The sequence below is a fragment of the Ensifer sp. ENS08 genome, assembly GCF_014852195.1.
Taxonomy (GTDB): domain Bacteria; phylum Pseudomonadota; class Alphaproteobacteria; order Rhizobiales; family Rhizobiaceae; genus Ensifer; species Ensifer adhaerens.
This window is the reverse complement of sequence record NZ_JACVBF010000017.1, coordinates 120787-140667: the sequence shown is the minus strand read 5'-3', so window position 1 is coordinate 140667 and position 19881 is coordinate 120787. Positions and strand designations below refer to the sequence as shown.

Genomic DNA, 19881 nt, shown 5'->3' with positions numbered 1-19881 from the left:
CTGCCTGTCTCGCGCCTGCGTTACGAAACTTTCATTTTATCATCATGCAGATTGTCACGGACTGTCACACGCAACTGTTAGCAAGCGCCCCGGCTTCATCGTGCCACCGATCCTGGTGTCCGCCATCCTGCAAGGAGCGTTTTGCAAATGAGAGTCTCCGTCACTACCTCCGTATTCCTCGGCCTGATGGCTAGCGTCGCGTTTGGCGCGCCAACCGCAGCCGCCGAAAAGACGAAATTCGAGTTCTGGTACGGCCTTTCGGGCGATCTTGGCGAACGCGTCCAGGATGCCTGCAAGAAGTTCAACGAGAGCCAGTCAGAATTCGAGATCGTCTGCACCTCGCAAAACGGTTACGACACCACCCTGCAAAACACGATTGCCGCCTACCGCGCCAAGAAGCAACCGGCGATCACCCAGATCTATGATGCCGGCACGCTCGACATGATGCTGTCCGGCGCCTTCGTGCCTGCAAAGAAGCTGATGGCCGACAATGGCTACACCATCGACTGGAACAACTATTTCGGCGGCATCGCCAACTACTACGCAACGGCGAAGGGCGAGCTGAACTCCTTCCCGTTCAACTCCTCGACCGCGATGTTCTACTACAACGTCGACGCCTTCCAGAAGGCCGGCATCGACTTCAAGCCGGACACCTGGGAGCAGGTCGAGGAAGCAGCCCGCAAGCTGAAGACGGCCGGCTTCGAATGCCCGCTCGCATTCAACTTCGACACTTGGCCGCTGATGGAGCAGTTCTCGGCGATCCACAACCAGCCGATCGCAACCAAGGCGAACGGCTATAACGGACTGGACGCCGAGCTTGTCGTCAACAAGACCAAGTTCGTCGACCACGTGAAGTTCTTCAAGAAGATGGCTGACGAGAAGCTCTTCGTGGTCAAAACCAAGCAGCTCGGCATGGACATCGTCCCAGCCTTCACGTCCCAGACCTGCCAGATGATCCAGACCTCGGTCGCCGACCACGGCACGATCGGCAAGACCCTTCCTGAGAATGTGAAATGGGAAGTCGCCATGTTGCCGGTCTGGAAGGGCACCGAGCGTCAGAACTCGCTGGTCGGCGGCGCATCGCTCTGGGTGCTCGCCGGTCGTCCGGAAGCCGAATACAAGGGTGCAGCCGCCTTCCTCAACTATCTTGCAACTCCGGAAATGGCCGAGTGGTGGTCGACGGTGACGGGCTACATCCCGGTGACCAAGACCGGCTTCGACGCCATGAAGGCCAATGGCTTCTACGACAAGGCTCCCTATAAGGGCCGCGAACTCGCCATCCAGAGCCTGTCCTTTACCCCGACCTCGGAAAACACCCGCGGTATTCGGCTAGGCGGCTTCACGCAGATCCGCAAGGAGTTCGCAACCGCCCTTGAAGCAATCTTCATGCAGAACGCAGACGTACAGGGCGAACTCGACAAGACGGTGGAACGCGGCAACGCGGTTCTGCGCCGCTTCGAAAAGACCTACGCCGGACAGACTTTGAACTAAAATCTGATCCGCCCGGAGCCTGCCATAATATCGGTGGGCTCCGATCGCTCTTCTTGCGCATTGGAATTTCGACATATGGACAAGCGCGCGGCCTTTCGCAGCTGGTGGCTGCCCAGCCTATTCGCCCTGCCGCAGATCATTTTGATCCTGCTCTTTTTTTATTGGCCCGCTGTCGCCGTTTTGCGATGGGCCTTCACGTTGGAGCCCCCATTCGGCGGTGCTGCCGAGTTCGTCGGCCTCGCCAACTTCCAGGAAGTCTTTGCCGATCCGCTCTATTGGAACTCCGTTGGCGTCAGCCTGGCATTCGCGCTTTGTGGAACGCTTGCCACCATTTTCATCGGTCTTGTTCTTGCCCTTGCTGTCGACCGGCAATTGCCGGGATCCGCGCCGTTCCGGTTCCTCTACATTCTGCCCTATGCGATTGCGGGACCGGCGGCCGGTATGGCCTTCCGTTTCATCCTGTCGCCCGAGCGCGGACTGATGGCCTCGGTCAACGCGGCCTTTCCGGACTTCTGGAACCCGGCCAAATACGGCAGCCACGCGCTCATCCTCGTCATCGTCGTCTTTGCCTGGAAGTGGGCGGGCTACACCTTCATCTTCCTGCTCGCCGGCCTGCAGTCGGTCCCGCGCTCCTTGATCGAGGCAGCCGCGATGGACGGCTGCGGCCCGATCCGCCGCGCGGTCGATATCCAGATCCCGTTGCTGGCGCCAACGCTCTTCTTCCTGCTGGTGATCATGATGACCGAGGGTTTCGTCGGCGCCGATACCTATGGCATCGTCGCACGCACGACCGATGGGGGCCCGAACCACGGCACCGACGTGATGGTCTACCGCATCGTCGAGGAGGCGTTCCGAGGCCTGAACTACTCGGGTGCCTCGGCCCAGAGCCTCGTGCTCATCGGCCTCATCATGATTTTCACCTTCATCCAGTTTCGCTTCATCGAGCGCCAGGTCCATTACAAGTGAGGCTTCCATGATCCAGCGGACACCCTTTGCCAACGCGCTGACCTATGGTGTGATGATCTTCGGCTTCCTGCTTTTGATCGGCCCCTTCATCGTCATCGTGTCGGGCGCCAGCCAGACCTTCCAAAAGGTCAACGCCATACCCTTCAGTTTCGTGCCGCAGGATCGCCTCTTCGAGAATATGGGTGCTGCCTGGTCGCGCGCCAGCCTCGGCACGGCGATGCTGAACAGCTTCGTCATGGCGAGCCTGGTCACGGTCGGCAAGGTAGCGCTGTCGGCGCTGACGGCCTTTGCCATCGTGTTCTTCCGAACACCTCTGAAAGGCTTTTTCTTCTGGATGGTGTTCATCACCCTGATGCTGCCGCTCGAAGTGCGCGTGGTGCCCACCTATGCCGTCGCCGCCGACCTGTTCCAGCCGATCCGCTTGCTGATTTCCGCCGTCACCGGCTTCGAGGTCTCAGTCGACTGGAACCTTCTCAATTCCTATGCCGGCCTCACATTGCCGCTGATCGCCACGGCGACTGGGACCTTTCTCTACCGCCAGTTCTATCTGACCCTGCCGGACGAACTGGCGGAGGCTGCGCGCATGGACGGGTCAGGCGCAATCCGCTTCTTCATCGATATGCTGCTGCCGCTGTCGCGCACCAACATGCTCGCGCTGACCACGATCATGTTCGTCTACGGTTGGAACCAGTATCTCTGGCCCCTCCTGATGGTGACGGACCCGCAATACAAGACCACGATGATGTCGCTGGTTGCACTCCTGCCAGCTGACAACGGCACGCCGGACTGGAACGTGACGCTTGCCGGATCGCTGATCATCATGCTGCCACCGCTCATCGTCGTCGCCGTGCTGCAGCGGTGGTTCGTGCGCGGCCTCGTGGCCACGGAAAAATGACCCCGCTTTCCCCAAACAGAAGAAACAGAGAGGTCCGCGCTCATGGCTGACATCGCAATCCGCGCCGTGCGTAAATCCTACGGCAAGAACCCCACCCTGCATGGCATCGACCTCGCCTTTGCGTCGGGAGAATTCGTCGTGATCCTCGGCCCGTCCGGCTGCGGGAAATCGACGCTTCTGCGGATGATCGCCGGGCTGGAGGAGATCACCTCAGGCGAGATCGCGATCAACGGGAAAGTCGTGAACCGGCTCGAACCGCGCGAACGCGGCTGCGCCATGGTCTTCCAGAACTACGCTCTCTATCCGCACATGACCGTTGCGGGAAACATTGGCTACGCCTTGAAGGTGGCGGGCGTCGCAAAGGCGGAGCGCCTGCGCCGGGTTGAGGAGACCGCAAAGATCGTGGGGCTTTCCGATTATCTCGATCGCAAACCGGCGGCGCTTTCCGGCGGTCAGCGGCAGCGCGTCGCGATGGCACGCGCGATCATTCGCGAGCCGAACGTGTTCCTGTTCGACGAACCGCTTTCGAACCTGGACGCCAAGCTCCGCGTCACCATGCGGGCCGAGATCCGCAAACTGCATCAGCGCCTCCAGGCAACGTCCATCTTCGTCACGCATGACCAGGTCGAAGCAATGACGCTGGCCGACAAGCTGGTCGTGATGAACAGGGGTGTGGTCGAACAGGTGGGCCAGCCGCTCGACATCTATCACCGTCCGGCAAGCATCTTCGTCGCATCCTTCATCGGCTCTCCGGCAATGAACCTTTTTGATGCCGTGGTCGACGTCGACAACGCCTGCCTCACATTCGGCGGTACGAAGATGCCGATCGAAAGAGGTCTGGCCACCCGACTGGGCGCAAGGCAGATCACGGTCGGCATCCGCCCCGAACAATGTGTCGTTGCGCCTGAAGGCGTCTCGATCAAGGTGGATTTCATCGAGGAGCTCGGCTCCGGCCGCGTCATCCACTCGGAACTGAACGGCTATCCCTTCGCGGCCACAGTCGACGAGCACACGCGCGTGCGGCCGGGCGAGAGGATCACCCTGGAACTGCCGCTCGCGCACCTGCATCTCTTCGACAAGGAGACCGGCCGAAGGATCGAGGTCGATCTGGAGCCGCGTGCCATCCGCAATTCCGCTAGCCAACCGACACTCCAAGCAGTCTGATCGTTTTCATAAATCAGGAGAACCGTGATGAACGACATCATTTCCGCCGTAGGATTCTGCAACCGGACGGGCAAGGGTGACCTTTCGACCCTTGATGCTTCCCTGCGTGAGATTGCAGAGACGGGCGCTGACGCCTGCGAGATCGGGATCTATGGCGAAGAGATCGTCAGCGGCGGCCGCATCATCGAAGACCGCGTCCAGCGCGTCGCCGAGATCACGAAGAGGTACACTTTCAACAAGCTATCGCTGCACGGCCAGATCGTCTCCAACTTCATGGATCGCCAGCACCATCATCTGCAGAAGAAGGTCGTAAGAGCGATGCTCGAGTTGTGCGACCGGCTTGGCGCGGGGATCCTCGTCCACCACTCCGGTGCAGCACAGCTTGCCGCCGGCGAGAACGCCGCTGACCTCGACAAGATGGAACGTGACGCGCTCGCAGAAATGGCCGAGATTGCCAAAGGCTACGGCGTTCGCATCGCACTTGAGAACATCTTCACGACGGAAAGCGGCCAGTACCGCCAATCCCCGAGCCAGGTTGCCGAAACGGTGCGGGCGATCGGTTCCGACAACGTGGTCGCACTCATCGACTTCTCGCATGCCTATATCGAGGCCACGCATCGCGGGCTCGATTTCCGTGATGAACTCAGGGCCATGGCTCCGGTGACCGGTCACCTTCATGTTCACGACAGTTTCGGCCTGCCCTGTACCATGAACCGCTTCTATCATCCGGCGGAAGCAACCGCGCTCGGTATCGGGGACCTGCATTTGCCGATCGGCTGGGGCGACATTGCTTGGGATGACATCTTTTCTGAGCTGACCTTCCTTCCCGATACGACGCTGATCATGGAAATCAGCGCCGAGCGCTTTGCCGATCAGCAGCTGGCGTGCCTGGAGCAAGCCAGGCGACTGGCGGCAGGCGTGGGGCTTAGGCGCGCTGCTTAACGTGCCACCGACGGCCCTGGCGGACAGCTGAATGGGGCTTCCGGCTTGTCGCAAGCAAGGACACCGGCAGGATCAAGTGTTACCGAGGCGCGCCAATCGACGAGAAGTGCGCCTCAACGTGGCAAACCTGCGCGCAAGCGCATCTGGTCTGCGCCTCTCAGCTGCGGGGCGTCGCCAGAGACCGGCCATATCGATGACGTCGTCTCCTGGCGATGACGTGAGGGGGAACCGAAGCTTTTTCCTTCGGCTTTGTTTGCACAGCCTTTCGCGGTCGACCACCGCTACCACTTTCATGCAACGAACAGAACCGGCGATCAGTGTCCCAATCGCCGGTTCGACCGTCTCACCGGTCGCGCGGTGGACAACAGGGGATACTAGCGGGTCTTCCTGTCATCGAGATCCACGCCTTCAAGCCTCGCCATCAGTGTCGCGCGATCCTCGACTGACCTGAGGCGGACTGTCAAGGCGGTACTCTTGACCGGGACCTGCGGAGGCAGGGACAAGGCGATACCTGGGATGTTCTCGGCGGCCCACTGTCTGAATCGGGGCAGCTTGTTTGCGCCGCTGATCGGCAAAGTATGACTGTATCTGAAGCTCATTGCTTATTCTCTCTGTATGCGGATTCGGCCGGATAGGTCGGCATTTGAGGGATCAACCCCGGGAGGTTCCTGGCGCCGCTCTTGCCGTCGCAGGTAGTGGCGCCAGGCATTCATCGTGCGCGACTGACCCTATGGCTGCAGACGGACTTAACTGGTCGCCGATACTTTTCGAGGTGCGGGAACGTCGACACTGGTCTAGCGCCTCAACATGAGGATCTCGTCGAGCGCCGATTTTTTCCCGGTTGCGCCGGTCGGTGGCTCCAAACATTCAGACGCGGCATCCAGGGTGCGCACGAACTCCGAAAGTTCGCGGTCATCAAGCTTGTCCGCCGCCGCGGCGAGCGAAAACCAACGCCGCTGCCTTTGTGCTTTTTCCCGCCAATCAACCAGTGTCCCGCGCACGTTCAGCCCAAACACGGCCACGCGGCAGGCAACGTTTGCACCGTTATCCAGGCGTTTCATGTAGCGATAGGTCGTCACCGGCGCCTTAGAGAGGACGCCAATGACACCGCCCTCCTCCAACGCTTCCCGCGACGCGGTCTGGCGGGGCGCAAAACCCTTTATTGGCCATCCCTTGGGCACGATCCACCGCCCGCTGCTGCGCGACGTGACGAGCAAAATCCTTGCCTCGCCATTCTTGGCGATGCGCCAGGGAAGAGCTCCGACCTGCTGCATCTCTTCCCGGGCAGTCTCCTCAGCGGCGCAACAGTTCTTATTGGTGTCCTTCATTTTCCGCTCCCCCTGCAAAACGCGCAGAGAACTGGCGGATGCGCGCTCCGTTCGCGCACGGCGCACGCGTTGCGGCAGGTGGCAGCGCAGTGCGTCTTGCACCACGGGCAACGGCGAGCAGAAAGGGGAAGATGCCGGTTGCAAGCGATGCAAACGGGGCGGGCTGGAGACGCGGGCATAGATACACTCCGTCAATAATGAACCGCACTGTTGGTCAGTGGATTCCCGGAGCGGCGGGGGCTATGGCGGCGTTACAGGATCAGGGTAGCCGGCTCCGGGTAAGGGAGCGTGCTTGCTCGATGAGCCGCGATATCCTGATGAAAGTTTCCGTATGCATACCCCTCACATCGCCCTTTCGTGCGAGCACATCAATGGGCAATTTTGTCGCGCCATACCCAACACAAGAGCGCCATAGAAATCGCGCGTTGAGGTAAGTGGCGGTAAAGGCTCAGTTTCGCACAACTGGTTTCAGAACACGGCTCTATCTTTTAACGAAGACGGACATGAGCACCTTGCCCCAAGATCGCTCGGGCGCCGCTCACCCGGCCCAACTCCCGCACCACGGGCTAATCTTCGGCGACCGCTGAATGAATGCATCCGCGGTAGCACAAGGTAGCCAGTGCCTTCGGGGTTGGCAAAGGAGCGATGCAACGCTGCTTGACGGAAACCGACCCGCCAAAGTCCTGAGACAATCATGGCGTCGCCTGTGAGGCGTCCGACGTTCGCCAGAAGGGGCGCTTGATTTCGACCAGCTGGCGTCTTGGATCGCCGGCTTTGGCTCTGTCGCGAATGAGCGCAACCAAGTCTGTCTTGATGGTGGCGTCGGACAAGAAGTAGCTGTGGCCGATGAAGCCGCCGCCGCCTGAAAACTCGACGGAATCAACCAGCACACTGCCGATTGAATCCAACCTAACAGCATGACGATTGCCGCCAGGACCACCTGCATACGCTCTCGGTCGCGTATGGCGCACGCTATGGTCTTCACCACCGCCAGCCGATAGCGTTCGCATGCAACTCCTGTAGCGGTAAGGAGTCCGCTGTCCGCGCAAGGCCAATAGCTGCCAAGGCGACCGTCGTGTCCTGATTGGATACGCCGCCGTGCGCGATAGGCATCGATAACGTCGCTAGTCAAAACGATGAGGCTGCCCACAGGCCGATTGCCCTTCCTCCCCGCTGTCACATCTCCGGCAGGCCAGCCTTTCGGAAGCCGTCTGCAAAGTGGTCCCGTACAGATGCATCGCGCAGCGGCTGGGAGTTGAGCCAATGGCCGATCGTAAAATGAGGGTGGGCGATCAGGAACAATTCTGCTTCTCGCCGCGCCTCCTCAAAGTGGCCCAATTGCGCAAGCGTAGCAGCCAGGAATTTGCGTGAGTTGGTACGATACGTGTCTTTCCTGCGCAGTGTAGCCGTTGCCGCCTCATAGTCACGCGCGGCATATTGCGCCTGCCCAAGATGACAAAGATACCAGCAGGCTGGATAGGGATTGAGCCGCAGAGCTTTTTCAATCTGTGCCAGTCCGTCGGCAACCCTGCCGTCCAGCACGGACATGTCCGACATGGCGGCCCAGGTGTCGGCGTGGTTGGGGTCTAGCTCCAGGGCCTTGGCGAAGGCGGCTTCTGATTCCTCCCATCGCCGTTCATAAGCCAAAATAGTCCCCAGAACGTAACGGCTGCCGGCATCGTTGGGGTCCAGGTCGACGGCCTTCTGCGCGAGCGTCACCGCCATCTGACGGTTCGGATCTTCGGGCTCGCCGAAGTGAGTCCAGGCCAGCCAACGATTATAGGCGAGCAGACCGAGCGCTTCGGCATATGATGGCTCAAGCTCAACCGCGCGCTGAAGCAACACATAAGCCTCACGCGCAGTCTGCGGCGACTCTTCCGTCAGCAGGCGGGCGCGCACACACAGATCGTACGCCTCAAAATTCTTCGGCCGATTGCGCTGCGTCGGGATGGTCAGTCGGCCGATGAGGGCTTCAACAATCTTGGCGTTAACTTCATCCTGTAATTCGAAAACGTCTTCCACCGTCCTGTCAAACCGATCGGCCCACAAGTGCTGGCCGCCAAGCGCGTCGATCAATTGTGCATTGATGCGGACACGACCCATTGCGCGTCTGGCGCTCCCCTCGAGGACGTAGCGCACGCCGAGATCCTGGGCGACGAGCCGTACGTCAACCGGCTTGCCCTTGTAGCCGTACACGGAATTGCGCGCGATGACGAACAGGCCAGCGGTACGGGAAAGGTCGGTGATCAGGTCTTCGGTCAAGCCGTCGACGAAAGGCGCGTCCGCTTCATCCCCACTCATATTCGTGAACGGCAATACAGCGATCGAGGGACATTCGGGCAGCGGCAATATGCTCTGCAGCGCATCCGGCCAATGCCACACGTGGACCGGGCGAGCCAGGTTCTTTAGGTAGCGTTCGCCTGCATCAAAGAAACGGTCGCCGATCTTGCCGACGATCTCGCCGTGAACTTTGGCTGAAATGCAGATACCTCCCGGTGCGGCCAGCGTCTCTAGGCGCGCCGCGACATTGACACCGTCGCCGAGAACGTCTGAACCGTCGTCAATGACATCTCCCAGATTGACCCCTACACGCAAAAGCAGGCGCCGGTCTGCGGAAGCTTCGACAGCAGTGGTGGCCCGTTGCATTTCCAACGCTGCTGCGACCGCGTCCACCGCGCTACCGAATTCGATTAAAAATCCGTCGCCCATGACCTTGAAGATGCGCCCCGTGTAACGCATCACAGCCGGCTCGATAACGCCAGAACGGAGTTTCCTGAGGTCCGCCAGCGTTGCGACTTCATCAGCCTCCATCAGGCGTGAATATCCCACCACATCGGCAACGACGATGGCGGCAAGGCGACGCTGAAGAGATTGATCCGTCATGTTGAGGACAAGCCTAACGACCGAGCTCGCAAGGTATTGTTCAACCGCGAGTGAGTCAACAAGTCGCAAGAGGTAATGCCAGGCGGCCTCCGCCTCCATCGAGGATTGAGCGACTTTATCGGCGCCCTTTGTCTTCGGATGCGAGACCTACATCCAGTCGAGCCGCAGGCGCGCGTGTGCGATATCGGCCACGACCGAGACTGCGAGTGAACGTGCATCCCTCGCCTTGTCGAACAGGCCGATCGGCGCCTTGATGCGAGAAAGCAGACGCTCATCTCCCCCGCAATCACGCAGGAGCTGGCAGCGTTTCGCATGGGTCCGGCGGCTGCCAAGGGCGCCGATGTAGAACGCATTCGACGTCAGCGCCGCATAGAGCAGCGGCAACTCGCGATCAACATCGTGGAAGAGGAGCGCGACGGCGGTGTCGCCGTCTAGTTCGTCAGGCGAAGGCACTTGCCCGCGCTCGAGCACGACTGTCTCGTAGCCGGCCGCAACAGCAACGCGGGCAACCGCATCGATCTCGAGCGGAGTGCCGGCGAGGATCACCCGCGGCCTCGGCCGGTAGGCGCGCACAAAACTCTCGCCGTACCAGCCGCTTGCCTCGCTGCCGTGCTGCAGCGAAAGGGCGCGCTTGCCAGGATGATAGCGTAGCCCCACCGGCGAGCGACGTTGGAGGGTGGAAAGCGCCTGGCGCAAGACGGCCGCGTCCGCCAATACATGGATCGCAAGGGTAATGCCGCCGCCACAGGGCAGGACAATATCAAAGAACGGGGACCCTTCGCCAAGTCGAAGCGTGCGATCAAGGCCCTTTCCAAGAGCGGTGATGGTTTCGGCGGCCACGGCCGCTTCGGTGCAACCACCGGAGACGAAACCGCAATAGAGACCGTCACTGCGCACGACCATTTGCGCGCCGAGGGCGCGCGCAGCGCCGCCACGAATTTCGACGAGCGTGATGAGGGCCGTTGACTGCCCCTCTTCGAGCGATCGAGCGGCGAAAGACAGTATTTCGATTGCATCGTCCGACAGGAAGGCAGCGCGCGGTTCTGGCGAAAGCGTTTCCGGATCGGCGGCGATGCGGATCGTCATCTCACTCCACTCCTTGCGTTCCCCGCCAGCGGCGCACGATACCCGGATCGAGATCAAAGAGATCGAGCACGCGGCCGACGGTGTGGTCGACCATGTCTTCGATGCTCTGAGGTTTCGCGTAAAAGGCTGGGACAGGCGGATAGATGATGCCGCCCATCTCGGTCACATGCGCCATGTTACGGATATGGCCGAGATGAAGCGGCGTTTCTCTGAGCATCAGGACGAGGCGACGACGTTCTTTCAGCACCACGTCGGCCGCACGGGAAATGAGGTTGTCCGTCGTGCCCGTGGCGATCTCGGCCAGCGTCTTGACCGAACAGGGGGCGACGATCATGCCGAGCGTCTTGTAGGAGCCAGAGGAACAGACGGCGCCGATATCCTTGTTGGAATGGGTGGTCGTCGCCAACGCTTCGAGGTCCTGTCTGGAAAACGTCGCCTCGGCCGCAAGCGTGATGCAGGCCGCGCGCGACATGATCAGATGTGTCTCGATCTCGAGGTCACGCAGCAGTTCGAGGATGCGCTTGCCGTAGACCACGCCCGACGCGCCCGAAATGCCAACGATCATGCGTCTTGGATGCGTCATCGCCCTATCCCGCGCTTTTCAGGAGTGCTGCGGCGCGCGCGCAGGCCTCGTCGCTGATGCGGGCGCGCACGCCATGGAAATTCGGGCCGCGCGTCGCATCGAGCCCCATCCGCGAGGTCGTGCCGATGCCGCTGGCGGAGGGGTCGAGCGCATTGCCTGGCAGGCCTTCGATGATGACGACGTCCTTGTGCGGCTGGAAATGAGTTGCAAGCGCCCAGAGCACCTCACTGTCGCGGGTAATATCGACATCCGCGTCCAACACGACCACGGTTTTCAGGTACTGGTCCCAGCCGAGAAGGCCGAGCATGACCTGCCGCGCCTCCCCCTCACGCGTCTGGTTCATGGCGATGTAGGCGTGAAAATGCGTGCCCGACGAGGGGTAGTGTACCGCGGTGATGGAGGGAAAGCGCGCCTTCAGCTTCTCCACCACCTCGGCCTCGCGCGGCACGCGGCCGAGATTGAGGTGTTCGGCCGAATTGCCGCCGGCGACGCTGACGAGGATGGCATTGCGCCGGCGCATGACGGTTTCGACGGTGAAAAGGTTGTTGGTCGAGCGGTCGGAGGAATAGCCTGTGAACTCGCCGAACGGCCCCTCCTCCACATGCGCCTCGGGATCCAGCACACCTTCGAGCACGATCTCGGCATGGGCGGGAACACGAATGCCGTACTTTGGTGTCCGCACCACCTGAAGCGGCTCGCCCATCAGGCCGCCGGCAACATCACGTTCGTCTTCGCCGAAGGCAAGTCGGGCAGAGGCTGCGATCATGAAGAGCGGATGGCCGCCGATGACCATCGCGACCGGCATCGGCCTGCCCTTCTCCTTGGCCATGTTCATCAGCCGCCAGAGATGGCCACGCGAATGCAGCGAGGTGGCGAGCGAATTCTTCGAATGGATCATCGCGCGGTGGTAGCTGAGATTGCCGGCGCCGGTTTCGGGATGCTCGCCGATGATGATGCCGCTGGTGATGTATTTCGCCCGGTCCGTGTCGAAGTGCTTGAGCATCGGCAACGCGTTGAGATCGACGGCATCACCCGAGACGATCTCCTCGGTGATCGGACCTTCCTTCAGGACTTCCGGCGTGAACGGCCGGTTGGCGCGTGCCTGGTAGGTCTCGTGCAACCTGTCGGCGGTCGAACCGAGCAGACGGGCGATACGATCGCGTGAGGCAAAGATGTTGCAGAGGACCTCGCTGCCGACGCCGCTGACATCCTTCAGGTGCAGCATGGGATGTCGCCCCCGCTCAGCCAGGTTCCAGATCAGCGCTGTCGCATCCTGATCGTCTAAGACCGGCTGGTCGATGGTGATGACATCTTCGGGGTGCTCCGCCCTGTAGTCGGCGAGGAAGCTGCGGACATCTTGCTTGTGGTACTGGGTCATATCTTTGCCTCGACGCGACTGGGGGGTGACGGCGCCCGGAATGGGCGCCGTCGTCTTTACTCAGGCAAATTCCTTGTGCTTGCCCGTGGCCCGGTCGACACCGGCATAGCTATCCTTCAGACGCGCCTGAGCGTCCCTCAGGTCGCGCGGCGGCGGCGACGGATCGATGCCGACGAGCTTGGCGATGTTGTTGCCGAGATAGCCTTCGAGATCGTCCTCGGAGAGATTGATGCCGTGCGGCGGATCCTTGCAGAGCACTTCCAGTTCGCGCAGCCACATGCCCGGATCGTTCGGCGGGCTGTCCGTGCCGAAGACGATCTTGTTCTTCGGCAACTGCTGGGCGAACTCCACGATGCGCGACTGGAAGCACCAGCCGGACTCGCAATAGACGTTCGGGGTATCCATCGCCATCCAGAAGGACTCGAACGAATAGTTGCCGCCGGTCTGGATGCCGAAGTGACCGATGATGAAGTTCACCATCGGGAACTCGCGAATGATCGGATAAAACATCGTCGGGATGGTGTACGGGCCGTCGCCCGTGTGGATGAGCACGACGACGCCGAGTTCGGCACACTTCTTCATCGCCGGACGCAGCCAATCAAGCGCGCGGTCGGGGCGATAACCGTGCATGTTGGCGTGCAGCTTCAACATCTTGAAACCGTATTCCTTGACGTGGAATTCCAGCTCCGCAGCGCCGTTTTCAGGTCCCCAGCGCGGGTTGTAGTTGAAGTTGCCGATAAAGCGTTCCGGGTACTTCTGGCAAAGCTCGGCGCAATAGGCCATGTAGTCGCGAATGCCGTCGCGACCCTTGCGGTTGCCGTCGCGGTAGCCGGTGTTGCCCGGCGGCGGCTGGATGAAGCCCATGTCGATCCGGCGCGGCTTGCCGTTGATCATGTAGGGACCGTCCATCAGCTTGAGCATGCGCTCGCCGGTGAAGGGCTCGCCCGTGTGACGCCACGCCTCGTCGACGAGGTTGGTCGGGTGAAGATGGGTATCAATGATCATTGTTCACTCCGTTCAAATTTACGCGGCAAGGGCGACGCCGTGCTGGCGCAGATACGCCTCGGCTTCCTCGACGGTGGCCGGTGGCTTCGTCGCTTCCAGCCCGATCATCCGGGCGACGTTGTTGCCGAGGTAATCTTCGAGCGTATCCTCATCGAGGTTCAGGCCCTGCGGCGGCTCGTGGCAGAGAACCTCCAGGAGGTTGATCCACATGCCCGGTTCGTTCGGCGGCGTATCCGAGCCGAAGAGGATCTTGTGCTTGGGCAGAACCTTGGCGAATTCAACGATGCGCGACTGCAGGCACCAGCCGGATTCCACGTAGACACTCGGTGTGTCGAGTGCCATCTGCATCGGCTCAAACACGTAGACGCCGCCGGTCTGAACGCCGAAATGCGCCAGGATGAAGTTGACCTCCGGAAACTCGCGGATGATCGGATAGAACTCCGTCGGGATCGAGTACGGTCCGTCACCGGTATGCACCTTCACCATCAGGCCGAGATCCGCGCACTTCTTCAGTGCCGGTCGCAGCCAGTCGAGCGCGCGGTCCGGGCGGTAGGCGTGCATGTTCGCCTGCAGCTGCACCATCTTGAAATCGAACTCCTTGGCGTAGCGTTCGATCTCTTCGGCGCCGTTCTGGGTGCCGTAGCGCGGGTTGTAGACGAAGCAGCCGAGGAAGCGGTCGGGGTGCTCGGTCACCATCTTTTCCGTGTAGGCCATGTACTGGCGGATAGCGGCCTTGCCCTCGAGATCCATCACCTCGTGGGTGTAGATGGTGTTGCCTTGCGGCGGCTGAATGAAGGCCTTGTCGATCCGGCGCGGCTTGCCGTTCACATAGTAGGGGCCATCCATCATCTTCAGCAGCTTGTCGCCGGTGAACGGCGGTCCGTCGTGTCGCCAAGCCAGGTCCACCAGATCGGTGGGATAGCAGCTCAGGTCAATAATCATAGGTTTCTCCTGTCGTAGAGGGTCCGGTCGATGCGGGGCCGCGCGATGAACGCCATGCCGGCCAAAGCCAGGCCTGGATCCGCGATCTCAGGAAATGCCGAAGACGGAGGGAACAGGCCGGCGCATAAGCTCCCAGGGCGGGGCAACCGGGTGTTCCTTTGGTGATCAGCATCGACATCGCAGCCTCATCTTCCAACAGACGGTGAGCAATTGTCGGTGCTTCTACTCGCCTTCAAAGGAACCACTTCGCGCGATTCTTGTCAACTCAAAAAATGAGCTAAACAATTGTTTTTAAAACGATTTGTGTCGTTGAAAGCAGCAGCAACCGCCCGCGCTGGAGGGGCGCGGGCGGCTCAGACAGAAAGGCTTACGCAAGCGCCGTCCGGCGTGGAGATTCGCTGCTAAGGCACCAGGCATGCACGCAAGTTTCTGTCGATACTTTCGCGGTCGAGATTGCGGCCGATGAACACGAACTTCGACTTCCGTTTGTCTTCGCCCCAGGCGTGGTCCGGGCGGAAATCGACGAGCTTGTGCACGGCCTGAAGCACGAAGAAGCGGTCGTCTCCGGCAACGGAAACGATGCCCTTTGTGCGAAAAATGTCGTCGCCGTGCTCGCCGAGGTAGCCCTTGAGGAAACCTGCAAGCTTCTCGCCGTCGAAGGCTTCGGGATAGACGAAGGAGTGGGATTTCACCGTCGCGTCATGCTGGTGCGGCCGAAGGGGGGTCGCGTGCGCGCGTCCGTGGTCATGATGATGGTGGTGCCCATGGTCGTGATGCGCATGGTCGCAACACGGCTCCTTGCAATTATGGTGATGATGGTGATCGGCATCGCGATCGTCATCCATGTCGATGTCGAGAATTTCCGCCCGCTCTCGCACATAGGACGGCCGGAAACCCTTGACACCGAGAATGTTGGAGAGATCCACCTTGCCGTAGCTGGACCTCAGGATGGGTGCTGTCTGGTTCAGCCTGCGCAGCGATGTTTCCAGCGAACCGAGGGCATCCTCCCCGGCAAGGTCTATCTTGTTGACGAGGATGCGGTCGGCCGCGACGATCTGGTTGACCGCCTGGTTGTCGCTGCCGTCGAGCACCGGATCGTAGAGATGCTGGTCGATGTGCATTGCGTCCACCAGCGTGACGACGGCGTCGAGCTCCACCTCGTCGGCCACGCTACGGTCGACGAAGAAGGCGGTGGCGACCGGCGTCGGGTCGGCAAGACCCGAGGTCTCGACGATGATGTGGTCGAACTTGTCCTTGTGGCTCAGGAGCTTCTTCATCACGTCGATCAGGTCGTTGCGCACGTCGACGAAGCAGCAGATGCAGCCGTTCTGCATCTGGAAGATTTCCTCGTCTGAGGCCAGCACCAGGTCGCTGTCGACGTCCACTTCGCCGTATTCGTTCTCGATCACCGCGATACGGTGACCGTGACGCTCGGTGAGAATGTAGTTGAGCAGTGTCGTCTTTCCTGATCCGAGGAAACCGGTGAGGATCGTGATCGGGAGTTTCTGCTGGCTTGCAGGTTCGATATGCATGTTCATGCGCCCTTCTCCCTCAAGGCTTTCAGGATGTCTTCCGGTGTGATCGGATAGTGGTGGAAGCGAACGCCGATGGCGTCGTGGATGGCATTGGCGATGGAAGGGCCGATGGCGATGATCGGATCTTCGCCCACACCCTTGGCGCCCCAGGGACCACCCGGGTCGGGCGCTGCCTCGAGGATGATCGTCTCGATGTCGGGCATGTCCATCGACAGCGGCATCTTGTAGTCGACCAGGCCCGCATTGAGTGAGCGCCCGGTCTTCTTGTCGATGACGTAGTCCTCGGTCAGCGTGTGGCCGATGCCCTGCTGGATGCCGCCCTCGATCTGGCCTTGCGCCGCGATCGGGTGAATGACGCGTCCAACGTCGTGCACCGGCACGACGCGCTTAACCTCGACGATGCCCGTTTCCGTGTCGACGTCCACCTCGGTGAAATGTGCGGCGAAGGAGTAGGATTTCGTCGGCTCGTAAGTGCCGTTGGCAACGATATTGGCGGCAGGAATGCCACGTGAGGGCCCCATGGCCTCCGACACCGTCATAGAGCGATCTGGCTCGGCAATGAGGAAGACCTTGCCTTCGGAAAGGTCGATCTCGTCGGGCGAGACCTGCAGTTTCATCGCTGCCCTGGCGAGCACGGCGGCGCGGACCTTGCCGGCCGCCATCTTGGCGGCTGTGCCGACCAGATAGGTCGTGTGGCTGGCAAAGGCCCCGATGTCCCATGGAACCACGTCCGTGTCGCCATGGATGACGCCGACATCCTCGAAGCGGACCCCGAGCTCTTCGGCAACGATCTGCGCCAGCGCCGTATGGGCTCCGGTGCCAAGTCCGGCAGCGCCAGTCAGCAGCGTCACCGTGCCGTCCTCGTTGACCTTCACCGTGGCGTTGCCCTGTTCCTTGATGCCGGGATAGGCGGACGAGCCGTGCATTTCGCAGCCGATGCCCCACCCTTTACGGATGTGCGGGCGCTTCGGATCTGGAGCCCGGTCGCGGTTCCAAAGCGCCTTCCAGTCGAGCACGTCGATGCCGTGCTTGAGGCAGATTTCAAGCCCGTGACCGAGGATCGGATGGCCTGATGGCGCGATGTCGCCGGCGCGCACCACGTTCTTCAGCTTCAGTTCGGCCGGATCCATGCCGAGCCGTTCGGCCGCTTCGTCCATCTGGATGTCGAGCGCATAGTAGCTCTGCACCACGCCGTAGCCGCGGAAGGCGCCGTTGATCGGGGTGTTGGTGTAGACGCACCGCCCCTCCAGCCGCACGTTCTCGCAGCGATAGAGCGAGGTAGCGGCGGTGGTTCCAACGATGGTCACGCCCGGGCCATGGGACCCGTAGGCGCCGGAATCGTAGACCAGCTTCATGTCGCGGGCGACGAGCGTGCCGTCGTTCTTGAAGCCCTGCTTCAGCCAGATCCGGCAAGGGTGACGGGAACGACCGGCCACGAATGTCTCATGGCGGGTGAACTCCATCTTCACCGGCCGGCGGGTTTCCTTCGCCAAAAGCGCACAGAGAAACTCGTGCTGGAACAGGTCCTGCTTGGCCCCAAAGCCGCCGCCCATATGGTCGACGAGCACGCGCACCTTGGTGAGCGGCAGGCCTAGCACTTCTGCAAGGATGCCGCGCACCATGAAAGAGGTCTGGGTCGAGGTCCAGAAGGTCAGCTTGTTGGAACCGTCCCAGTCGGCGATGCAGACGTTCGGCTCCATGTAGGCCGGGTGCGGCCGCCCGCCGGCAAACGTGCCCTCGAGAACGAAGTCCGCCTCGGCAAAACCCTTATCGATGTCACCGCGGTTGACGCGCACCGGGTCGAGCACAAGATTGCCGCCCGGCCCAACGTCGTGGATCAGTGGTGCGCCTGGCTGCGCGGCGTCCTCCGGCTCGAAGACGGCCGGCAAAGGTTCGTATTCCACCTCGATCAGGTCGAGCGCCTCGTCGGCGATCTCTTCGCTGATGGCGGCGACGGCGGCTACGCCCTCGCCCCAGAACCGCACCTTGTCGTCGAGAATGTACTGGTCCTTGGTGCAGGAGGCCGAGCGTGGATGCGGCGACCCATAGTGCAGCACGCGTGGCACGGTCTCGTGGGTCAGCACAGCCTTGACGCCCGGATAGGCGAGCGCCTTGCTGACGTCGATCGACTTGATGCGCGCATGGGCGATCGCCGCGCGCTTGATCTTGCCGTGCAGCATTCCGGGCAGCTTGATATCGCCGGTATACTGCGCCTCGCCCGTGACCTTTTCGAGCACGTCGTCGCGCTTGACGCTCTTACCGACGATCTTGAACTCGCGCTGTTCAATGGGGGTGGTCATGTTCATGGTCTTGCAGCCTCCATCTCGCGCGCGGCCGATTTGATCGCGTCGAATATCTTGGTGTATCCCGTGCAACGGCAGATGTTGCCGGAGAGCCCGAAGCGAATGTCCTCGTCAGTCGGGTGCGGATTGTCGTCGATGAGCTTCTTCGCCATCATCAGGATGCCGGGCGTGCAGAAGCCGCATTGCGAGGCACCGTGCCGCATGAAGGCATCCTGCAGCGGATGCAGTCGATCGACACCCGGCTGGAGCCCTTCGACGGTCTCGACCGCACGGCCTTCGGCTTCCACGGCAAGCATCAGGCAGGCGTTGACCGGCTCGCCATCGACGAGCACGGTGCAGGCGCCGCAGTCGCCGACATCGCAGCCCTTCTTGGTGCCGGTGAGGCCGACCTCGTCGCGCAGCGCATCGAGCAGGGAGCAGCAGCCATCGACGGCCATCTCGCGCGCCTCGCCATTCACGGTGAATTCGACCATCCGTTTCATGCGAAAGTCTCCAATGCCTGTTTGATGGCGCGACCGGTCAGGACGCCGACCATGTCGCGACGGTAGTCTGCGCTGGCGCGCACGTTGCTGATCGGCGTGCATTCCTCCATCGCCCTGTCGGCAGCACTCCTGACAGCCTCAGCATCGAGCCTCGTGCCCCGCAGCATGGCTTCGGCTTGCGGCGCGCGCAGCACAGTGGCGCCGACCGCACCGAGCGCGATGCGGATGTCGCTGCAGACGCCATCGTCCATCGCCAGGCTGACGGCGACGCCGACGGTGGACAGCTCCATCGCCTTTCGACGGCCGTGCTTGAGATAGGCCTTGCCGGTATTGTCACCCGCCGGCGGCACGGTGATGCCGGTAACGATTTCGCCCTTGGCGAGAACGGTCCTGCCGGGGCCGGTGAAGAACTCGCAGATCGGCACCACACGCATGTTGGTGCGGCTGTAGATGTGCACGAAGGCGCCGTCCGCCACCAAGGGCGGAATGGTATCGGCCGACGGCGAGGCGCGACAGATATTGCCAACGACGGTCGCGCGGTTGCGCACCTGGATGGAGCCGAGCGAGGCGAGTGCTGAACGCAGGTTCGGATATCGCTGGCGCACCAGCGACAGGTTCTCCAGCCGTCCGACGGTCACCAGCGCACCGAAGGTCAATCCGCGCGTCTCGTCATAGGTGATGTCGGACAAACCAGGGATCTGCTTGATGTCGACGACGTTGCGCACGCGGCGCAGCCGTTCGCGGATCTCGACCAAAAGGTCCGTGCCTCCGTTGAACAGGAATGTGTCGTCGCCGAGCTCGGTGAGAAGACGGGAGGCATGCTCCAGCGTTTCCGCCCGATGATAGTCGAAGCGTCTCATGGAATCCTCTTGGGGTTGGGGGCTCCGGCGGCGCGCCG

16 protein-coding genes and 1 pseudogene are annotated in these 19881 nt (G+C 61.5%); 5 read left to right on the top strand and 12 right to left on the bottom strand.

Translation table 11 applies throughout. The features are described from left to right. Positions 1-186 precede the first annotated feature (186 nt). From IB272_RS27845 to IB272_RS27825, 5 genes are all read left to right on the top strand, one after another. Positions 187-1491 (top strand): extracellular solute-binding protein, encoded by a 1305-nt coding sequence (locus tag IB272_RS27845; protein WP_246810452.1) that lies wholly within the window; start codon positions 187-189, stop codon positions 1489-1491. A 75-nt stretch (positions 1492-1566) separates the two neighbouring features. Further along, positions 1567-2457: a sugar ABC transporter permease gene (locus tag IB272_RS27840; protein WP_060521199.1), complete on the top strand. Its 891-nt coding sequence runs from the start codon at positions 1567-1569 to the stop codon at positions 2455-2457. Positions 2458-2464: 7 nt separating this feature from the next. Then, positions 2465-3352: an ABC transporter permease subunit gene (locus IB272_RS27835; protein ID WP_060521200.1), complete on the top strand. Its 888-nt coding sequence runs from the start codon at positions 2465-2467 to the stop codon at positions 3350-3352. 42 nt (positions 3353-3394) lie between these two features. Continuing rightward, positions 3395-4516 (top strand): sn-glycerol-3-phosphate import ATP-binding protein UgpC, encoded by a 1122-nt coding sequence (locus IB272_RS27830; protein ID WP_060604819.1) that lies wholly within the window; start codon positions 3395-3397, stop codon positions 4514-4516. Between the two features lie 27 nt (positions 4517-4543). After that, a complete protein-coding gene (locus IB272_RS27825) occupies positions 4544-5458 on the top strand; it encodes a sugar phosphate isomerase/epimerase (protein ID WP_060521202.1) in 915 nt (304 codons plus the stop codon). Positions 5459-6252: 794 nt separating this feature from the next. Here the strand turns inward: IB272_RS27825 and IB272_RS27820 are convergent. From IB272_RS27820 to IB272_RS27765, 12 genes and pseudogenes are all read right to left on the bottom strand, one after another. Further along, on the bottom strand, positions 6253-6786 hold the full coding sequence (locus tag IB272_RS27820; RefSeq protein WP_192357340.1) for an NUDIX hydrolase: 534 nt from the start codon (positions 6784-6786) through the stop codon (positions 6253-6255). A gap of 692 nt (positions 6787-7478) precedes the next feature. Continuing rightward, positions 7479-7673 (bottom strand): annotated as a pseudogene (locus tag IB272_RS27815) (hypothetical protein); the annotation flags it as partial. 289 nt (positions 7674-7962) lie between these two features. Then, complete coding sequence (locus IB272_RS27810) at positions 7963-9669, bottom strand: adenylate/guanylate cyclase domain-containing protein (RefSeq protein ID WP_192357342.1); 1707 nt, start codon at positions 9667-9669, stop codon at positions 7963-7965. 147 nt (positions 9670-9816) lie between these two features. After that, a complete protein-coding gene (locus IB272_RS27805; protein ID WP_192357344.1) occupies positions 9817-10755 on the bottom strand; it encodes an XdhC family protein in 939 nt (312 codons plus the stop codon). 1 nt (position 10756) lies between these two features. Beyond that, a complete protein-coding gene (locus IB272_RS27800) occupies positions 10757-11338 on the bottom strand; it encodes a UbiX family flavin prenyltransferase (RefSeq protein ID WP_034791753.1) in 582 nt (193 codons plus the stop codon). Between the two features lie 4 nt (positions 11339-11342). After that, on the bottom strand, positions 11343-12716 hold the full coding sequence (locus IB272_RS27795; protein ID WP_192445496.1) for a UbiD family decarboxylase: 1374 nt from the start codon (positions 12714-12716) through the stop codon (positions 11343-11345). Positions 12717-12776: 60 nt separating this feature from the next. After that, positions 12777-13721: an amidohydrolase family protein gene (locus IB272_RS27790; protein ID WP_192445495.1), complete on the bottom strand. Its 945-nt coding sequence runs from the start codon at positions 13719-13721 to the stop codon at positions 12777-12779. 18 nt (positions 13722-13739) lie between these two features. Next, on the bottom strand, positions 13740-14663 hold the full coding sequence (locus IB272_RS27785) for an amidohydrolase family protein (protein WP_034791747.1): 924 nt from the start codon (positions 14661-14663) through the stop codon (positions 13740-13742). Between the two features lie 401 nt (positions 14664-15064). Next, the gene (locus IB272_RS27780; RefSeq protein ID WP_192445494.1) at positions 15065-16201 is read right to left on the bottom strand and encodes a GTP-binding protein; all 1137 of its coding nucleotides are present in this window, start codon (positions 16199-16201) and stop codon (positions 15065-15067) included. Continuing rightward, positions 16198-18504 (bottom strand): xanthine dehydrogenase family protein molybdopterin-binding subunit, encoded by a 2307-nt coding sequence (locus tag IB272_RS27775; RefSeq protein WP_060529470.1) that lies wholly within the window; start codon positions 18502-18504, stop codon positions 16198-16200. The genes IB272_RS27780 and IB272_RS27775 overlap by 4 nt, the downstream gene beginning before the upstream one ends. Continuing rightward, entirely contained in the window at positions 18501-18983 is a 483-nt protein-coding gene (locus IB272_RS27770; RefSeq protein WP_034791743.1) for a (2Fe-2S)-binding protein, read from the bottom strand. The genes IB272_RS27775 and IB272_RS27770 overlap by 4 nt, the downstream gene beginning before the upstream one ends. Continuing rightward, positions 18980-19843: a xanthine dehydrogenase family protein subunit M gene (locus IB272_RS27765; protein ID WP_192445493.1), complete on the bottom strand. Its 864-nt coding sequence runs from the start codon at positions 19841-19843 to the stop codon at positions 18980-18982. Before IB272_RS27765 ends, IB272_RS27770 begins: the two co-directional genes overlap by 4 nt. Positions 19844-19881 lie beyond the last annotated feature (38 nt).